Raw genomic sequence first — 16438 nt, 5'->3', positions numbered from 1 at the left:
CCGCCGGGACGGACCACATGTCCGTCCCGGCGGGCTCTTTTTGCCGTCGGTAAAAAGGCGGCGGATTAACGCCGCCCCGCTGGTGCTGGGGATCGCGCTGCTCCTTGTCGCCGGGGTCTTCCAGTTTGGCCGCAGGCTGCAGAAGGACACCGAGGGCCTGGTCTGATGCCGTCGGAGGAAACCTCAGGAATCCATTGCCGGCTCGACGAACTGCTGGCAGACCGCGGGATGACCCTGACCGAACTGAGCAAGCGGGTCGGCGTCAGCCTGGTGAACCTGTCGGTGCTGAAAAACGACAGGGCCAAAGCGATCAGGTTCTCCACCCTGACGGCTATCTGTGGCGCCTTGGACTGCCACGTCGGGGACCTTCTGACCACTTCAGGCCGTACTGCTGGCAATCCCTGATCCCAATCACCTGCAGGGTCTGGACACGGAAGGCCACCGGACCTACCGTTCAGGTGGCGGTTGCTGTGGGAGACGACGGCGACTGCCGAGGGCCCGCAACCGGGCCACCCGTAATGACAGGAGGAAGCAGATGGAAACTGTTGAAGAGACCGTTGATGTCGCAGTTCCGGTCCATACGGCCTATAACCAGTGGACACAGTTCGAATCATTTCCGCAGTTCATGTCCGGCGTGGAATCCGTAACCCAGCTGAGTAACACCACCAATCACTGGGTTACGAAGGTCGGCGGCGTGAAGCGGGAATTTGATACGGAGATAGTGGACCAGGAGCCGGATGATCGGATCGCCTGGCGCAGCACGGACGGCAAGTCGCATGCCGGCATCATCAGGTTCACGCCGTTGGACGCCAATCACACCAAGGTGAAGGTCCACTTCGAATGGGCGCCGGAAACCGTTACGGAGAAGGCGGGCGCGGCCCTGAAAATCGACGAAATGCAGGTGAAGTCAGACATGCGGAAGTTCAAGGACTTCATCGAATCACGCGGCACCGAAACCGGTGGCTGGCGCGGCGAAGTCGAGGATACCGGCCCCACCGGGCAGTTCTAGAGAGGCTGTGGCCGTGGACCTGTCGCATGAACAACAGGTCCACGGCCCGTGCCGTTGTGCGCAGGGGTCCCCGGCGCAGGGGCCGCCTGCGCTGGGGACCCATGCGCGCGCAGGCCGGTGGCTCGCCATCGTAGCGGCCACTGCCTTGGCGACGGCAGTTCCTGCGCTGACTGCCTGCACCGCACCGGAGCCACAGGAGTCTGTTGAGTCACTGCCGATAACGGTGGAGGTGAATCAGTCGCGCGACCAGTACGGAAAACAGGCCATCCAGCTCCTGCTCACCAACGTGTCCGGCAGGCCCTTGACGGTGGCTGCTGCGCAGCTCACGTCGCCGCAGTTCCGCGGGGGGATCCTGTGGGAACCAACCGCCGGCGGCCTCGAACTGCCCCCCGACCAGCCCAAAAGTCTTCCAGCCCGGCTTCCGGCCCCGGTCTGCGGCACAGGGCAATCAACCACGGGGCAACCAACCACAGGGCAATCAACCACGCAGCAGCCTGTCGCCACCGTGAGGTATTCGGAGGCCGGGCAGTCCGGCGTGCGGGAGGTGGCGCCCGTCGCCGTCGACCCCTTCGGGGTCCTGGAGCGGAACAACATGGAGCTGTGCCTTGCGGCGGAGGCGGCCGCGGTGGCCGACATCGTCCTGTACCGCAGACTTGAGGTTGCGCCGGACTCCCGCACCGCCGTCGTCCGTCTGGTCATCACCCCGAAAGAAACGGGCGGCGCCGGCCCGGGCATGGGGTCGCTGACCATCGCGAGCATCGGCGGGACCACCCTGATCGCCGAACCGGCGGAGGGGGCTTGGCCGCGGAACGTCCGCATTGTGCGGGGCGCCCCACGCACTGAACTGCGTTTGCGGATCCGCCCTGCCCGCTGCGATCCGCATGCCATCGCCGAGGACAAAGTGGGCACCCTGCTGCCCCTGCAAGTGAGTGTGGGAGGACGCGAGGGGCAGTTGAAGATCGCGGCGGGGACTGCGCTGCGTGGACTGATTTACGACTTCGTGACGGCAGCCTGCGCCCGGCGCTGATGGCTCTAGTGGTCCGGGCGCTGGCGGCTCGCGAGGGCTTCCCGCAGTTCCGGCAGGTGGAGGTCGATGTCCCGTGCCACCCCTGCAGCAGCGGCTAGGTCAGCGGCCACCAAAGCCTTCTCCAGTTGGATGCACAGGTGGCTCATCTGCAGGGCGCCAGCCATTGACGACGCCGTTCGCAGGCTGAGGGCAGCATCCATGGCCATCTCCCGGTGCCCGACGCCGACACTCCGGATGATGCGGTCAACGCGCTGAGTGAGAAGGGCTGTGTAGTTGTCCGCGAAGGCCTCAGCTGCCGCCGTCGAACATTCTTCAGCCAAGTTTTGGAGGTGCTGCCCGTCCAGGGCAGGCCTGGGTGCCTCAGCCTGAGGCCGGCGTTTTTGCACCATCCGCCCCGCTCCCTGACCCGTCCACTGCGTCGGGGCCTTTCCGCCAGATCCTGGCCAGCATCACGAAGACCAGCACTCCCGGAGCCCCGTATGTCAGGGCCATCAGCACCGCCGGTTCCCGCAGTGTCCGGATCGCCGTACCAAGGTGGGGGACTGTCGCGGCGTGCACGTCCACGGTGTCGCCCTCGAAGGTCGCCAGCCAGGGGTCGGCGTCGTTGTTCGCGTCCCCCTTGGTACGCACGGTGGTGCTGCCGTCGGCGTTTCGGGTGAGCTCGACGATCCGGTGCGTCTCGACGCGCCGGTCCTCTACCGGGATCTTATAGATGATGATGTCCCCGGGCTGCAGGGAGCTGACCGGCGTCGGTACGGTTACGACGACGGAGCCCGGGGTGATCGTCGGTGCCATGGAAGCGCTGAACACCGTGCTGGTCTGGTAACCGAGGATTTTGGGACCAACGGCCAGGAAAAGGAAGGCTGCGACGGCGAGGGCCAGCAGCACAAGTCCAGCCGTGCGCACCATCAGGCAGCCGGCCTTCAGCAACGGCTGGCCCTTGGCCGGGACCGGCGTGCCGGTCACGCCGGCCGCCGGCGTTGCTGCTGCTGTCATGGCGTGCTGCCTTACGGATGGGCCCCCTCCGCCGCGGTTCTGGGGCCAGACGACGGAGGGGACGTGCGTGGGTTATTCGTTGGCACGGGAGGGCTGCGTGCCGGTGAAGACCATGGAGGCAAGGGCCCTGCCCGGGGTGGGGTTCAGCGTGTGACCCATGGTGGCGAACGACCGTTTCTTGAAGGTGCCCGGTGTGCGGACTTCGTATCACCGGTCTTCGGTGCCGGTAATGAACACTCTGCCTTCGTTAACTCAAGGTCCTATCGAGCGCCGATCAATACTGGCTCAAGAAAATCTGTCCCGCGGCCGGCAATGCAAGATTGGCTCAAGACGCACGGGGCTTGCAGGAAGATGCGAAGGACGTGTGGACATGCACAGTCCCGGGTGAAGCGGAGGTTTGCGCAGAAGGGCGCCACGCAGAAGGGCGCCAAAGTGTGCCCTGGGCCTCTCGGCGCCTGCGGGCGAAACCAGCAAAAAACCCCGCATCATCGTCGAAATCAACGACAATACGGGGTTCTTCCCGAGCTTCCTATCAGAATCGAACTGATGACCTTTTCATTACGAGTGAAACGCTCTACCGACTGAGCTAAGGAAGCACCGCACCAATCTGCCGGAAAACCGGCCGGTTCATGCAAGAGACAACTGTAATAGAGTCCCCGCGTCCGGGTCAAAATGAGCGCCCCTCAGGCTGAGATTGACGTTGGCAGGACGTTCATTCCGCCGTCGGGTCCGGTTCAGGCCCGCAACAGCAACAGCCGCGATGCTGGAGGCAACAGTGTGGCGCAGCATGGCTGCGCGCCGGCGGCAAAGGGAGCTCGACCATGACACCAGACAGTGCAATCTCAACCCGTATCGCACTGCCCACTGCCCCTGCGGCGAATGCGGACGCGGCGGATGCGGATGTGGCGGGCCATGGCCAGCCCGTCCTGCTGGCGGTGCTGGCCATGGTGGGAACAACCGTGTCCGACGGCGGCCTCATGGACCGCGCGATGTCCCGCACGCTGGTAGAGCAGGGAGTCCCGGCCGGCTCGGCGCGCTTCGAGGGCATGCTGCGCTACGCAAGGGAGCGTTCCGGCATCTCGCGGATGACGGTTTTCACGGAACTGTTCGACGACCCCCAGACGGCCGCCAGCGCCAACAAGAAGTTTGAGCTGAACTGCGACGAACTCATCGCCGACGGCGGAGTGCGGGCCGTCCCGGGGGCGGAGGACACCATCGGCTGGCTGAGGGACGCCGGCATCAAGGTCTGCCTGGCCACCGGCTTCGGCCGCCACACGCAGAACATGGTGCTGGAATCGCTGGGCTGGATGGGGCTGGCGGACCTCAGCCTGTGCCCCGCGGACGCCGGCCGGGGCAGGCCGTTCCCGGACATGGTGCTGACGGCGGTCCTGGCCCTCGACATCGACGACGTCCGGAAAGTGGCCGTAGTGGGGGACTCCGCCGCCGACATCCATTCGGGCCTGCGGGCCGGGGCCTCGGTGGCTGCCGGGGTGCTGACGGGGGCGAACTCCGAGGCGGCGCTTCGGAGCGCCGGTGCCACCGACGTCGTGCCTTCCATCAAGGACTTTCCGGCCCTCCTGGAGCGGCGCGCCTACCGGCTCTGACGCTCCACGCACCGAATCGCAGGGCAGCGGCGGTGCGGTTCTTGCAGCCGGCCGCCACTGCCCTGGGGGTCAGCAGACGGTGTTGTCCGCCGGCTCCTTGCCGTCAACCAGGTACTTGTCCACGGCGTCGCTGATGCAGCTGTTGGACCGGCCGTAGGCCGTGTGGCCCTCGCCTTTGAAGGTCAGCAGGGAGGCGTTGCCCAGCTGCTTGCGCAGCTCAGTGGCCCATTCCACCGGCGTTGCCGGGTCACCGGTGGTGCCGACGACGACGATCGGTGCGGAACCGCTGTACTTGACGGCGGCCGGGGTGCGGACGTTCTTGTACGGCCAGTCGGCGCAGTTCGCACCTCCGTAGGCGAAGAAGTAGCCCAGGGTGGGGGAGGCCTCGAGCAGCCGCTGCTCTTCCGCGCGCATGGCCGCCGGATCGCCACTCATGGGGTAGTCCAGGCAGTTGATGGCGCTGAAGGCCAAAGCCGTGTTGGAGGTGTACTTGCCGTTGGGGGAGCGGTCTGCGCCGAGGTCGGCCAGGCGGAGCATGGGGCTGACATCGCCCTTCAGGGCGGCGTCCAATGCCTGGGTCAGGGCAGGCCAGCTTTCGTTGCCGTACATCGGAACAATGAGGCCGCTGACGAACAGGTTGCCGCCCACCAGCCTGCCGTCCTTGGCGGTGCGCGGAGTCTGGACCACGGAAGTGATGAGGTCGCGGATCTGCTGGAGGCCGTCGTCGACCGTGCCGCTCAGGGGACAGCCTTCCTCGCCGAGGCAATGCTCAACGTAGGCGCGCAGCGCCTTTTCGAACGCCCGGGCCTGGCCCAGGGTCAGGTCCTCGGCGCTGAGCGAGGGGTTAATGGCGCCGTCGAGGACCATGCGCCCCACATTGTCAGGGAACAGGGAAGCGTACGTGGACCCGAGGAAGGTCCCGTACGAAAAGCCCATGTAGTTCAGCTTGGAGTCGTTGAGCACGGCACGCAGGACGTCCAGATCCTTGGCCGCGCTGACGGTGTCGATGTGCCCGAGCACGGGCCCGGTCTGTTCCGCGCACTTGGCTGCGACGGCCCTGTTGTCTGCGAGAAGCGTGGCCAGCCCTGCATCGGTTTCAGGTGTGTAGATCTTCGTCCGGGCCTCGTCCCGCTCCTTGTCGGTGAGGCAGGTGACGGGCGCGGAACGCTTGACGCCGCGCGGATCGAAGCCCACGAGGTCGTAGTTGGCGCGCACACTCTCCGAGAAGTGGCTGTTGCCGGCGTCCCTGACGAAGTCGAAGCCGGACGCGCCCGGACCGCCGGGGTTGACCAGCAGGCTGCCCTTCTTGTCACCGGTGCTGGCGATCTTCACCGCAGCCAGTTCAATCGTGTCGCCGTCAGGCTTCGCATAATCGACAGGCACCTTGACCTTGGCACACTGCAGCTTGTCCTCGCAGGGCTCCCAAATGATCCTCTGGGAGTAATAGGCCTTCAGCCCCTCGGGGGCGGCCGCCGCTATGGAGGGGTCGGCCTGTCCCGTGGAGCCGTTCCGGGCGGACTCATCCTTGGACGGGCCCAGGGCACTGCACGATGCCAGCAGTACGGCCAGCGCCATGGCGCCGGCCGCCCGCATCCCGGCCGCGAGGGTCCGGGGTCGCGAGGACAGAGGCGGTGCAGACATCATGCGGTTTCTCCTTGTGGCGGTGCCAGTTCGGTCAGTCAAAGGCGGGGTTGCGTGGCTACTGGATCAGGCTTGCGGCCATTGACTCAACGGCCAACAGCGGAGCGACGTTGGTGGTGGTGATTCGCTTGCGGGCGTTGTTAATGGCGTCCATCCGGGCGAGGGTCACTTCCGGCCCGGACTTTTGGGCAAACTCTTCCAGCTCGCTCCTGAGCTCAACGTTCACCAGTTCCACGGCGTTCCCCAGCTGGATGATCAGGACATCCCGGTAGAAGGAGAGGAGGTCGGTCAGTGTCCGGTCGAGGGAATCGGTGACCGAGCGCTTGGCGCGCCGCTTTTGGTCATCCTCCAGCTGCTTTACCTGGCCGCGCATGGCGGGCGGCAGGGTGCCGGTCTCGGGGGCGCCGAGGGTGGCCAGCAACGCGGCCTTTTCGGCGGCGTCGCGTTCCTCGTTGGAGCTCGTGGCCTCTTCGGTGGCGATCTTGACGAGTTTGTCAGCCATCATCACGGCGGCCGTGATGCCCCGCAGCCCCAGCGGGAACCGGACGGTCTCCAACCGCCGTTCCCGGGCCTCGGCGTCGCGGGCCAGCCGCCGGGCGATGCCCACGTGGCTCTGCGCTGCCCGGGCGGCACGCTCGGCAAGGGCCGGATCCACGCCGTCGCGCTTCACCAGCAGGGCCGCGACGTCGGCGGCCGGCGGCAGCCGCAGCGCCACCGCACGGCACCTCGACCGGATGGTTACCAGGACGTCCGCGGGGGATGGAGCACACAGCATCCAGATGGTGCGTGGCGTGGGCTCCTCGATGGCTTTGAGCAGCACGTTGGTGGTGCGCTCTGCCATGCGGTCGGCGTCCTCCACCACGATGATCCGCCAGCGCGCCGACGACGGCCGGTTGCCGGCCGTGGCCACGAGTTCGCGCGCCTCTTCAATGGTGATGGTCACCTTTTCGGTGCGGACAAAGGAGACGTCGGCGTGGGTTTCACCCAGGATGGTCAGGCACGCCGGGCAGGTGCCGCAGCCGCGCAGGGTGACGTCGTCCTGGTCACAGTTCAGTGCGGCGGCAAAGGCTTTGGCGGCATTTGAACGCCCCGAACCCGGAGGCCCGGTGAACAGCCAGGCGTGGGTGAGCCCGTCACCCATGGATGCTTGCCGCAGCTGGGCGACGACGGCCGGCTGGCCCTGCAGGTCATCCCAGACGGTCATGGCCGCCTGCCGGTTGCTGTAAGGAGCTGCTCGACGCGCTCCAGGATCAGTCCCGCGATCTCCTCGACGGGCAGCCCCGCCTCCAGCACCAGGTAACTCTCCGGCCTGGCCCCGGCGAGGTCCAGGAACGCCTGCCGGATCCGGGCGTGAAACTCGTCGGCTTCTGATTCCAGCCGGTCCTCGGCAGCGTCCCCGGCGGTGCGGCGGCTGCGCCCCTCGGCCGGATGGACGTCCAGGAGCACCGTCAGGTCCGGCTGCAGCCCGGACGTGGCCCATTCGTTAACACTGCGGACAGCGTCCGTCCCGAGGCCGCGGCCGGCGCCCTGGTAGGCCACCGAGGAGTCGATGTAACGGTCCGTCAGCACCACCTCGCCGCGGGCCAGGGCGGGCCTGATGACCTGGCTGGCGTGTGCGGCCCGGGAGGCAGCGAAGATCAGGGCCTCGGTGTGGGCGTCAATGTGGCCATGGCCGTGATCCAGCACCAGGGAACGGAGTTTCTCACCGATGGGCGTACCTCCCGGTTCCCGGGTGCGCAGCACGGTGAGCCCGCGCGATTCCAGCGCGCCGGCCAGCCGGGCCGCCTGCGTGGACTTGCCGGCACCGTCACCGCCCTCGAAGGCGATGAAAAGTCCGGGACTCTGAATATTCACTTATCCAGCCTACCGATTTCCACCGACGAAAATGCCCGGCGCCCGCTTCCGCACCTCGCCGGAAGCGGCCGCTTTCCGTGCGGGCAGGCACCCAACGTACGCTTTGACCATGAGTCTTTCCGATCAGCATGCCGCATCCCTGTCCGCCGAAACGGTGGTTGTGGCCGCCGGCCGTCCGCCCCGTGAACACGACGCGCCCGTCAACCCGCCCATCGTGCTCTCCTCCACGTATTTCGGCACAGGCGCGCTCGACGACGGCGACCGGGGCTACGGCCGCTACTCCAATCCCACGTGGGACCCCTTCGAAGAGGCCCTCGGCCAGCTCGAGGGTGCCGCGCTGCCGGGCCTGCTGTACTCCTCCGGCCTGGCGGCGGTCAGCTCCGCGCTCTCCCTGATCCCCAGCGGGGGCGTCCTGGTGATGCCGTCCCACAGCTATTCGGGATCGCTGGTCATGGCTGCCGAACTGGCGGAAAAGGGCCTCCTGGAGCTCCGCACCGTGGACATCGCGGACACGGAAGCTGTCCGCGCCCAGATAGCACCGCAGGACGGCAAAGCGGCGGACATGCTGTGGCTGGAAAGCCCCACCAACCCGATGCTCGGCATCGCGGACATCCGGGCCCTGACGCAGGCCGCCCATGACGCCGGCGCCGTCGTCGTCACGGACAACACCTTCTCCACCCCTTTGGTGCAGCAGCCGCTCAGCCTGGGATCCGACGTCGTTCTTCACTCGGTGACCAAGTACCTGGCCGGCCATTCCGACGTCGTACTGGGCGCCCTGGTGACCTCTGATGCGAAACTGCGCGAAACCCTCCTTCACCACCGCATCATCCACGGCGGCATCGCCGGGCCCTTCGAGGCGTGGCTGGCGCTGCGCGGACTGCGGACCCTGGCCCTGCGGATTGAGCGTTCGCAGGCCTCGGCAGCGGTGCTTGCAGAGCGGCTCAGCGCCCACCCGGCCCTGGAGGGTGTGCGGTACCCGGGCCTGCTGTCCGACCCCGGCCACGATCTGGCCAAGTCACAGATGACTGGCTTCGGTTCCATTCTCTGCGTCCAGGTTGCCGCTGCCGGCGGGCTCAGCGCGTCCGAAACCGCGGACAAACTGGTCCGGGCCCTGAACCTGTGGCTGCCGGCCACGTCCCTTGGCGGGGTCGAGTCGCTCATCGAGCGGCGGCGCCGGCATGCCGCGGAACCGGTCAGCGTCCCCGAGAACCTGGTCCGGCTGAGTGTCGGCATCGAAAACATCGAGGACCTCTGGGCCGATTTGAAGCAGGCGCTGGACGCGCTGGACCGATAGGCTGGGCTGGTGGACGGACGACTACTGATTTTCTACGTTGAGAGCACGGTCTATTACATCCTGGGGCTGATAGCACTGGTCCTCGAGGTGTGGGCCTTCTTCGACTGCGTCCGCCACCGGGCCAACGCCTTCGAGGCTGTTGGCAAGCGCACCAAGACTTTCTGGCTGGCATTGACCGGCGGCAGCCTGGCCGTCGGGGCGCTGTCCGTGCTCGGCGGCGGAGCGGGCGGCCTCCTCGGCCCGCTTGGCCTGTTTGGCCTCGCAGCCGTGGTGGCAGCCTCCGTCTACCTGGCCGACGTCCGGCCGGCCGTGAAGGACGCCGGCCGCGGCGGCAGCCGGAACATGGGCCCGTACGGCCCCTGGTGATCCCCACCGGCTCCCTCAGCTCGCAAGCTCGCTCAGGGAACCCTGCCGGCGTGGGCCCACCACCGGCTCCCTCAGCTCGCAAGCTCGCTCAGGGAACCCTGCCGGCGTGGGCCCAGCACCGGCACCCTGTTAATCGGGTGCCACAGCCTCCCAGCCGACCGTAAGTTCCCCCAGCCGCCAACGCGAGGGACCATCCTGCACCGGCCACCCGCCGTCGAGCAGTGTCCGGCACATGGCCGTCCACCGTTGCCGGTTTCCGAAGGGCGCCAGCGGCGCCGCCTCTAGCCAGGCCCGGTCCATCGCCTGCAGCAGCGTGTGGATGCGTTCGCCGGGAACATTGCGGTGGATGAGGGCTTTGGGCAGGCGTTCGGCGAACTCGGACGGCAGTCCGAAACTCCCGAACCGTACTGACATGGTGAGGCTGAGCGGACCCTCGGCATCAAGGGCAATCCATGCGGAGCGCCGGCCAATCTCGTCGCACGTCCCGTCGATGAACAGGCCATCCGGAGCCAGCCGGCCCTGCACCAGTTCCCAGATGCCGCGGACGTCCGTTTCCTCGTACTGCCGCAGCACGTTGAACGCGCGCACAAAGACAGGGTTCCCGGGCACCGGAAGTTCGAATCCTCCGCTGTGGAAACTCAGGCCTGGGCGCTCCAGCGCCTTCGCCGCGCGCACCCGTTCCGGTTCGATTTCGATCCCGCAGACCCGTACATCGGGCCGTACCGCCCGGAGCCGTTCAAAGAGTTCGACGGCGGTGGCCGGCGAGGCGCCGTAGCCCAGGTCCACCACGAGTGGGTCAGTCGCCCTCCGGAGCCGCCAGGCCTGCGGCCCCGCCAGCCACCGGTCCAGCCGGCGCATGCGGTTCGGGTTGGTGGTGCCGCGGGTCACGTTCCCCACCGGCTTGCCCCGGCTGCTCCGGTTGGTCACCAGCCGTTCTGCTTTCTGCACCACAGCCCCAGCCTATCGGCCCGGCCCCCGGGCTATCCGGCCGGCCCTTCCGGGAAATGCGGGCGGCCTCCGCCGCGTGATGTAACTCTCGGCAGCCGCAGGCCCCGCTCGGCTAGGATGAAAATCATGACTTACAAGCTGATTCTGCTGCGCCACGGCCACAGCGAATGGAACGCCAAGAACCTGTTCACCGGCTGGGTGGACGTTGACCTGAACGACCAGGGCCGCGAGGAAGCAGCACGCGGTGGTGAGCTGCTGGTTGAGAACAACATTCTCCCGGACATCCTCTACACCTCGCTCCTGAAGCGGGCCATCAACACGGCCAACATCTCCCTGGACAAGGCCGACCGGGGCTGGATCCCTGTCAAGCGCGACTGGCGCCTCAACGAGCGCCACTACGGTGCACTGCAGGGCAAGGACAAGGCCCAGACCCTGGCCGAATTCGGCGAGGACCAGTTCATGCTGTGGCGCCGGTCCTACGACACCCCGCCGCCGCCCCTGGATGACAACAGCGAGTTCTCCCAGTCCCGCGATCCGCGGTACGCGGACCTCGGCGATGAGCTTCCCCGCACCGAGTGCCTCAAGGATGTCCTCATCCGCCTGCTCCCGTACTGGGAATCGGACATCAAGGAAGACCTGAAGGCTGGCAAGACCGTCCTGGTCACCGCCCACGGCAACTCCCTGCGCGCCCTGGTCAAGCACCTGGACGGCATCAGCGACGACGCGATCGCCAGCCTGAACATCCCTACGGGCATCCCGCTGGTCTACGACCTGGACGAGAACTTCCAGCCGATCACCCCCGGCGGAACCTACCTCGACCCCGACGCAGCAGCCGAGGCCATCCTGGCCGTGGCCAACCAGGGCAAGAAGTAAGCAGCTGCCCTTCGCTGGTTGAGCGTGTAGAAACCAAAAACGGACGACGCCGGCCGGTCACCTAAGGTGACCAGCCGGCGTCGTCCGTTTTGTCCTACCGGAGTTTTTGTCCACTTATCGGCCCCAAAACCCCTCTGAGGGGCCAATAAGTGGACACAAACTCGAAGGCGTTGGCCAGCCGTGCCCCGAAGGGTCAGCCGTGCTCGATGCTGTTCGGGTGCCACGCGCCGGTCACGAGGTAAGTGACCTTCTGCGCCACGGACACGCCGTGATCCGCGAACCGCTCGAAGTAGCGGCTGGCCAGGGCCACGTCCACGGTGGTGGCCGGGGATTCCTGCCAGTCGGGGCGTGCAATCGCCTTGAAGACGCTGAGGTGGAGGTCGTTCACCGCGGAGTTGGCCTTGAGGATGTCGCGGGCTACTTCGAGGTCGCGGGTCTCCAGCAGTTCGGTGAGCTTGTTCGCGATCTCGATGTCCAGCTCGGCGAAGCTCTTGAATGTCCCGGTCAGGGACTCCGGAATCACCATGGCGGGGAACCGCAGCCGGGCGAGCTGGGCGACGTGGCGGGCAAGATCACCCATGCGTTCCAGGGACGCGCTCATCCGCAGCGACCCGACGATCATGCGCAGGTCGCTGGCAACAGGGCCCTGCAGCGCGAGGATGTCGATGGCGCGCTCGTCGAGGCTGTTTTGCAGGAAGTCGATCCTGGCGTCCGCGGCGATGACGTCCTGTGCCAGGTCGACGTCGGCACTCTCGAACGATGTGGTTGCCTTGCCGATCGCTTCGCTGACCAGCTTTGAAATCTCGATGAGGTCCTCGCCCACATGGGCCAGTTCCTCCTGAAAAACCTTGCGCACGTAGGCGTCCTTTCCTTGGAAACTCCGCCCCGCCGCGGCGGTCAGAATTTCGTGTCACCGTTCCGGCAGTCCAACCGCACACTCTTCCAGTGTTCGGTGAACTGTTACACACCTCAAGATGAACGTTAGCTGAATCCGCACCGCCTGGGCCGTTTATCGGATATTAGGGCTTTCCGGAAGCATAAGCTGGAGGCGTGGATCCAATGCTCTTAGGTGTCATCGCCGGCCTGCTGGGCCTGTCGTTCGGCGTCTTTGGCGTGCTCGCCTTCCGTGCCAGCGAGAAGCAGCGCGAGCTCGTGGAGATTGAGTACGACGAACCGGCGCTGCCCCAGGGCTCCGCGGAAGTCCTGGCCGTCGTCGGGCAGGCGTTCGTGGTGGTGGACGCAATCGACGGCGTCGTCCGGGCAAGCCCGGCGGCGTATGCCTACGGCCTGGTTCGCGGCCACACTGTGGTGCACCGCGAACTGCTGGACATGACGGCGAACGTCCGGCGCGACGGCGTCATTCTGGAGAGGCAGCTTGAGCTGCCCCGGGGACCGCTCGGCCACGGAACCATCATCGTGCAGGTCCGGGCGGCAATGCTGGGTGAGGAATACATTGTCCTGCTGGCCGATGACCGCACCGAGATCACCCGCACCGAGGAGATCCGCAACGACTTCGTGGCCAACGTGTCGCACGAACTGAAGACCCCGGTGGGTGCCATCTCGCTGCTGGCTGAAGCGCTGGAGTCGTCGGCGGACGACGAGGATGCCGTCCGCCGCTTCGCCAAACGCATGCACAAGGAGTCGGCCCGCCTCGCCGCGCTGGTGCAGGACATCATTGAGCTGTCGCGGCTGCAGGGCGCGAACGTGGCGCAGCAGGGGCACACCGTGGATATCAACGACGTGATCTCCGAAGCGGTGGACCGGTCGCAGCTGCCCGCCGAAAGCAAGAACATCCAGATCGTCATTGGCGGCCGCGCGGAGGCCAAGGTCTACGGTGACCAGGACCTGCTGGTCACCGCGCTGCGCAATCTCATCGACAACGCGATCCGGTACTCGCCGGAAAACACCCGGGTGGGCATCGGCGTGCGGTCCAAAGAAGGCCTGGTTTCCGTCTCTGTGACAGACCAGGGAGAGGGCCTGACACCCGAGGATCAGGAACGGGTTTTCGAGCGCTTCTACCGGGTGGATGCGGCCCGTTCCCGCCACACCGGCGGAACCGGTCTGGGCCTGAGCATCGTCAAGCATGTTGTTTCCAACCACGGCGGGGAAGTCACGCTATGGTCCCAGCCCGGCCAAGGCTCCACGTTCACCCTCCGGCTGCCGGAGATGGAAGGGCAGGAAGAGGAAGCCGGACCGGAACCGCGCCCCCGCGCCGGGGACGCCCACGCCGCCCAGGAAGCCAAAGCGCTGGCGCCCGCCTCACCGCAGGGCCAGCCTGACAGGCCGCAACAGGCCACGGAACCACACGACGCCGCCGGCGTCCCCGAACGAGGAGCTAACGCTTGAGCAGGATTCTGATTGTCGAGGACGAGGAATCGTTCAGCGATCCCCTTTCCTATCTTCTGGGCAAGGAAGGGTTCGAAGTGGAGGTCGTGGACAATGGCCTCGACGCCATCACGGAATTCGACCGCAACGGGGCAGACCTGGTCCTGCTCGACCTGCAGCTGCCGGGACAGTCCGGCACGGAGGTCTGCCGGCAGCTTCGGCAGCGCTCCACTGTCCCCGTCATCATGCTGACCGCCAAGGACACCGAGATAGACAAGGTCGTCGGGCTTGAATTGGGCGCAGACGACTACGTCACCAAGCCCTACTCCTCCCGTGAGCTGGTGGCCCGTGTCCGCGCGGTGCTGCGCCGCCAGGGCGAACCGGAGGAACTCATCGCATCCACCGTCCATGCCGGCCCTGTTCGGATGGACATCGAGCGGCACGTGGTGAGTGTCGACGGCGAGCAGGTGTCGCTGCCGCTGAAGGAGTTTGAACTGCTGGAGATGCTGCTGCGCAACTCCGGCCGCGTGCTGACCCGCGGCCAGCTCATTGACCGGGTCTGGGGCTCCGACTACGTGGGCGATACGAAAACGCTCGATGTCCACGTGAAGCGCCTGCGCAGCAAGATCGAGCCCGACCCGTCCCTGCCGCGCTACCTCGTCACCGTGCGCGGACTGGGCTACAAGTTCGAGCCGTAGACGCTGGCCGCCGGCCAGGGGAGCGGCCCGGGCGAAGCACCGATAACACGAGGCACCGACAACACGAAGCACCGATAACACGAAGAAGGAGGGGTTCCCGGGCGGGAACCCCTCCTTCAGGTATCGCTGCCTATTTGGCTGCGCTCTTAGTGGCTTTCGGTGGGCGTGGCCGTGGCAGACTCGCCCGGAGTGGCGGTCTCACCCGGCGTCGCGGTCTGGCTCGGAGTGGCGGACTCGCTGGGCGTCCCGCCCGGCAGGTAGGCGGCGTATTCCTTCAGCGTGCCGTCCACCACAGGGATCTTCACGGTCTTGTTGACGTTGGTGCCGTCCTCGGTCACCTGGACGTCCACGAGGGATCCGGGCTTGCCGCCGGACGTGCTCAGAGTGGCTGCGTCCGCGGACTCGTTCAGCAGGGTGTAGGCGTTCTGCTTGACCGAAACTTCAGTCTGCGCGCCTTCGGCTCCCTTGAGCGTGACCTTGACGTCCTTCGACGACGAGTTGTACACGGCACCGATGACGCGGCCCGGCTGGTTCTCGCCCCCGGAAACGATCAGCATGTTGCGCAGCTGGACCGGTCCGACGTCGGCGCGGGTTCCGTCGGAGGCGGCGTACTGGTGAGAGGTCTGCTGGGCGTTGACGTAGCCGCAGCCCGTCAGGGCCAGCAGGCCGACGCTCAGGGCGGCTGCCGCCATTGCCATCTTGCCGCTCTGGCCCCGGTTCATCGCAGTGAAACGCACGTCACGCACTCCTCGAAAAGTCTTTGAAACAGTTTTCAGGCATAGCCTATCGGCAAAGGGGGTCAAACAAGGATTCGGCCCCTCCACATGACCGGCCGCTCCGCTGCGACTTAAGGGGGTCCCGGGGCCGTCGACGGAGGCCCGCAACTACCCGCGCGTAACGCTTGTGGGCGTGCATGCGATGCACTATTGTTCGCATTCGTCAAGGGGTCTGAGCGGCTGATTTGGGCCATTTTCCGCGGATTTACGGGGTTCTCGGACCGTTTCCATGCCAGTCATATGCCTTAATCGTGATAAACTGGTCTGCGGGAAAGGGGAAAGTCCACATGGTTTTTGAGGTCGGCGAGACAGTAGTTTACCCTCACCACGGTGCAGCAAAAATTGAAGAGATCAAGATGCGCACTGTCAAGGGCGAAGAGAAGATGTATCTCAAGCTCAAGGTGGCTCAGGGTGATCTGACCATTGAAGTTCCAGCAGAGAACGTTGACCTTGTTGGGGTTCGCGACGTAGTGGGCAAAGACGGTTTGGAGCACGTGTTTGACGTGCTTCGTGCCGAGTTCACTGAGGAGCCCACCAACTGGTCGCGTCGTTACAAGGCAAATCTGGAGAAGCTTGCTTCCGGTGACGTCATCAAGGTTGCAGAGGTCGTCCGCGACCTGTGGCGCCGGGATCACGACCGGGGCCTTTCCGCAGGCGAGAAGCGAATGCTGGCCAAGGCCCGGCAGATTCTGATCTCAGAATTGGCTTTGGCTGAAAAGACCGACGAAGAGAAGGCTGCAAGCGTTCTCGACGAGGTCTTGGCTTCCTAAGTATTAGGAGCTTCCTAACAAGAATTGAACCCCGGTGGCAAATTGCCGCCGGGGTTTCTTCTTGCCCAAAATCAGCCAGCCCAAAAATCCCCATGTAGGTAGCAGCTCGCGGCGTTCCCAGCGCTGGGAACGCCGCGAGCTGCTACACAGCGGATGAGCGCCGCTGGCGCGCCGTGGAGTGGGAAAGTATGCGCCTAGCTCGCCGAGGCTCTGGCGACTTCCCGGGTTGCGGGTTGATCATGGGACTGTTCGTCTCG

At 66.0% G+C, this 16438-nt stretch carries 19 protein-coding genes and 1 tRNA gene; 11 read left to right on the top strand and 9 right to left on the bottom strand.

What is annotated here, in order from left to right; translation table 11 throughout:
• Positions 1 to 40 precede the first annotated feature (40 nt).
• From AC57BR_RS03125 to AC57BR_RS03110, 4 genes are all read left to right on the top strand, one after another.
• Positions 41 to 166 carry a hypothetical protein gene (locus tag AC57BR_RS03125; RefSeq protein WP_496358305.1) on the top strand — a complete coding sequence of 42 codons (126 nt, stop codon included), beginning with the start codon at positions 41 to 43 and terminating at the stop codon, positions 164 to 166.
• Positions 166 to 405, top strand: coding sequence for a helix-turn-helix domain-containing protein (locus AC57BR_RS03120; protein WP_496358304.1), 240 nt, complete (start codon positions 166 to 168; stop codon positions 403 to 405). Before AC57BR_RS03125 ends, AC57BR_RS03120 begins: the two co-directional genes overlap by 1 nt.
• A 130-nt stretch (positions 406 to 535) precedes the next feature.
• Positions 536 to 1009 carry an SRPBCC family protein gene (locus AC57BR_RS03115; RefSeq protein WP_496358303.1) on the top strand — a complete coding sequence of 158 codons (474 nt, stop codon included), beginning with the start codon at positions 536 to 538 and terminating at the stop codon, positions 1007 to 1009.
• 229 nt (positions 1010 to 1238) lie between these two features.
• Positions 1239 to 2036 carry a hypothetical protein gene (locus AC57BR_RS03110; protein ID WP_496358302.1) on the top strand — a complete coding sequence of 266 codons (798 nt, stop codon included), beginning with the start codon at positions 1239 to 1241 and terminating at the stop codon, positions 2034 to 2036.
• A gap of 5 nt (positions 2037 to 2041) precedes the next feature.
• Here AC57BR_RS03110 and AC57BR_RS03105 read toward each other — a convergent pair whose 3' ends face one another.
• From AC57BR_RS03105 to AC57BR_RS03095, 3 genes are all read right to left on the bottom strand, one after another.
• Positions 2042 to 2356 (bottom strand): hypothetical protein, encoded by a 315-nt coding sequence (locus AC57BR_RS03105; RefSeq protein ID WP_496358301.1) that lies wholly within the window; start codon positions 2354 to 2356, stop codon positions 2042 to 2044.
• 40 nt (positions 2357 to 2396) lie between these two features.
• Positions 2397 to 3032 (bottom strand): signal peptidase I, encoded by a 636-nt coding sequence (locus tag AC57BR_RS03100; RefSeq protein WP_496358300.1) that lies wholly within the window; start codon positions 3030 to 3032, stop codon positions 2397 to 2399.
• A gap of 523 nt (positions 3033 to 3555) precedes the next feature.
• Positions 3556 to 3628 (bottom strand) — tRNA-Thr (locus AC57BR_RS03095).
• A 225-nt stretch (positions 3629 to 3853) separates the two neighbouring features.
• On the opposite strand from AC57BR_RS03095, the gene AC57BR_RS03090 reads away from it, so the two are divergent.
• Positions 3854 to 4636: an HAD family hydrolase gene (locus tag AC57BR_RS03090; RefSeq protein ID WP_496358299.1), complete on the top strand. Its 783-nt coding sequence runs from the start codon at positions 3854 to 3856 to the stop codon at positions 4634 to 4636.
• A gap of 69 nt (positions 4637 to 4705) precedes the next feature.
• Here the strand turns inward: AC57BR_RS03090 and AC57BR_RS03085 are convergent, their stop codons facing one another.
• From AC57BR_RS03085 to tmk, 3 genes are read right to left on the bottom strand one after another with little or no spacing between them, the layout of a single operon-like run.
• On the bottom strand, positions 4706 to 6277 hold the full coding sequence (locus AC57BR_RS03085; RefSeq protein ID WP_496358547.1) for an alpha/beta hydrolase: 1572 nt from the start codon (positions 6275 to 6277) through the stop codon (positions 4706 to 4708).
• Between the two features lie 58 nt (positions 6278 to 6335).
• Complete coding sequence (locus AC57BR_RS03080) at positions 6336 to 7481, bottom strand: DNA polymerase III subunit delta' (protein ID WP_496358298.1); 1146 nt, start codon at positions 7479 to 7481, stop codon at positions 6336 to 6338.
• Positions 7478 to 8131: a dTMP kinase gene (tmk, locus tag AC57BR_RS03075; protein WP_496358297.1), complete on the bottom strand. Its 654-nt coding sequence runs from the start codon at positions 8129 to 8131 to the stop codon at positions 7478 to 7480. Before tmk ends, AC57BR_RS03080 begins: the two co-directional genes overlap by 4 nt.
• 109 nt (positions 8132 to 8240) lie before the next feature.
• Between tmk and AC57BR_RS03070 the strand changes: the two genes are divergently transcribed.
• Both AC57BR_RS03070 and AC57BR_RS03065 read left to right on the top strand, forming a co-directional pair.
• Positions 8241 to 9425 (top strand): trans-sulfuration enzyme family protein, encoded by a 1185-nt coding sequence (locus tag AC57BR_RS03070; RefSeq protein WP_496358296.1) that lies wholly within the window; start codon positions 8241 to 8243, stop codon positions 9423 to 9425.
• 9 nt (positions 9426 to 9434) lie between these two features.
• A complete protein-coding gene (locus AC57BR_RS03065) occupies positions 9435 to 9791 on the top strand; it encodes a DUF2516 family protein (protein ID WP_496358295.1) in 357 nt (118 codons plus the stop codon).
• Positions 9792 to 9920: 129 nt separating this feature from the next.
• Here the strand turns inward: AC57BR_RS03065 and AC57BR_RS03060 are convergent, their stop codons facing one another.
• On the bottom strand, positions 9921 to 10742 hold the full coding sequence (locus AC57BR_RS03060; protein WP_496358294.1) for a class I SAM-dependent methyltransferase: 822 nt from the start codon (positions 10740 to 10742) through the stop codon (positions 9921 to 9923).
• A 123-nt stretch (positions 10743 to 10865) separates the two neighbouring features.
• Here AC57BR_RS03060 and AC57BR_RS03055 point away from each other — a divergent pair, with 123 nt between their 5' ends.
• Positions 10866 to 11612 carry a phosphoglyceromutase gene (locus AC57BR_RS03055; RefSeq protein ID WP_496358293.1) on the top strand — a complete coding sequence of 249 codons (747 nt, stop codon included), beginning with the start codon at positions 10866 to 10868 and terminating at the stop codon, positions 11610 to 11612.
• A gap of 193 nt (positions 11613 to 11805) precedes the next feature.
• On the opposite strand, the gene phoU is transcribed toward AC57BR_RS03055, so the two are convergent.
• A complete protein-coding gene (gene phoU / locus AC57BR_RS03050) occupies positions 11806 to 12468 on the bottom strand; it encodes a phosphate signaling complex protein PhoU (RefSeq protein ID WP_496358292.1) in 663 nt (220 codons plus the stop codon).
• 203 nt (positions 12469 to 12671) lie between these two features.
• On the opposite strand from phoU, the gene AC57BR_RS03045 reads away from it, so the two are divergent.
• Entirely contained in the window at positions 12672 to 13958 is a 1287-nt protein-coding gene (locus AC57BR_RS03045; RefSeq protein WP_496358546.1) for a sensor histidine kinase, read from the top strand.
• Positions 13955 to 14635: a winged helix-turn-helix domain-containing protein gene (locus AC57BR_RS03040; protein ID WP_214855331.1), complete on the top strand. Its 681-nt coding sequence runs from the start codon at positions 13955 to 13957 to the stop codon at positions 14633 to 14635. Before AC57BR_RS03045 ends, AC57BR_RS03040 begins: the two co-directional genes overlap by 4 nt.
• A 146-nt stretch (positions 14636 to 14781) precedes the next feature.
• On the opposite strand, the gene AC57BR_RS03035 is transcribed toward AC57BR_RS03040, so the two are convergent.
• The gene (locus tag AC57BR_RS03035) at positions 14782 to 15372 is read right to left on the bottom strand and encodes a hypothetical protein (protein WP_496358291.1); all 591 of its coding nucleotides are present in this window, start codon (positions 15370 to 15372) and stop codon (positions 14782 to 14784) included.
• Between the two features lie 326 nt (positions 15373 to 15698).
• Between AC57BR_RS03035 and AC57BR_RS03030 the strand changes: the two genes are divergently transcribed.
• Complete coding sequence (locus AC57BR_RS03030) at positions 15699 to 16181, top strand: CarD family transcriptional regulator (protein ID WP_003801164.1); 483 nt, start codon at positions 15699 to 15701, stop codon at positions 16179 to 16181.
• Positions 16182 to 16438: the final 257 nt, after the last annotated feature.

The organism is Arthrobacter sp. BGA-UO-ETr-C19, assembly GCF_059568005.1.
The sequence above is the reverse complement of the archived record's forward strand: the minus strand, read 5'-3'. Positions and strand labels throughout refer to the sequence as shown.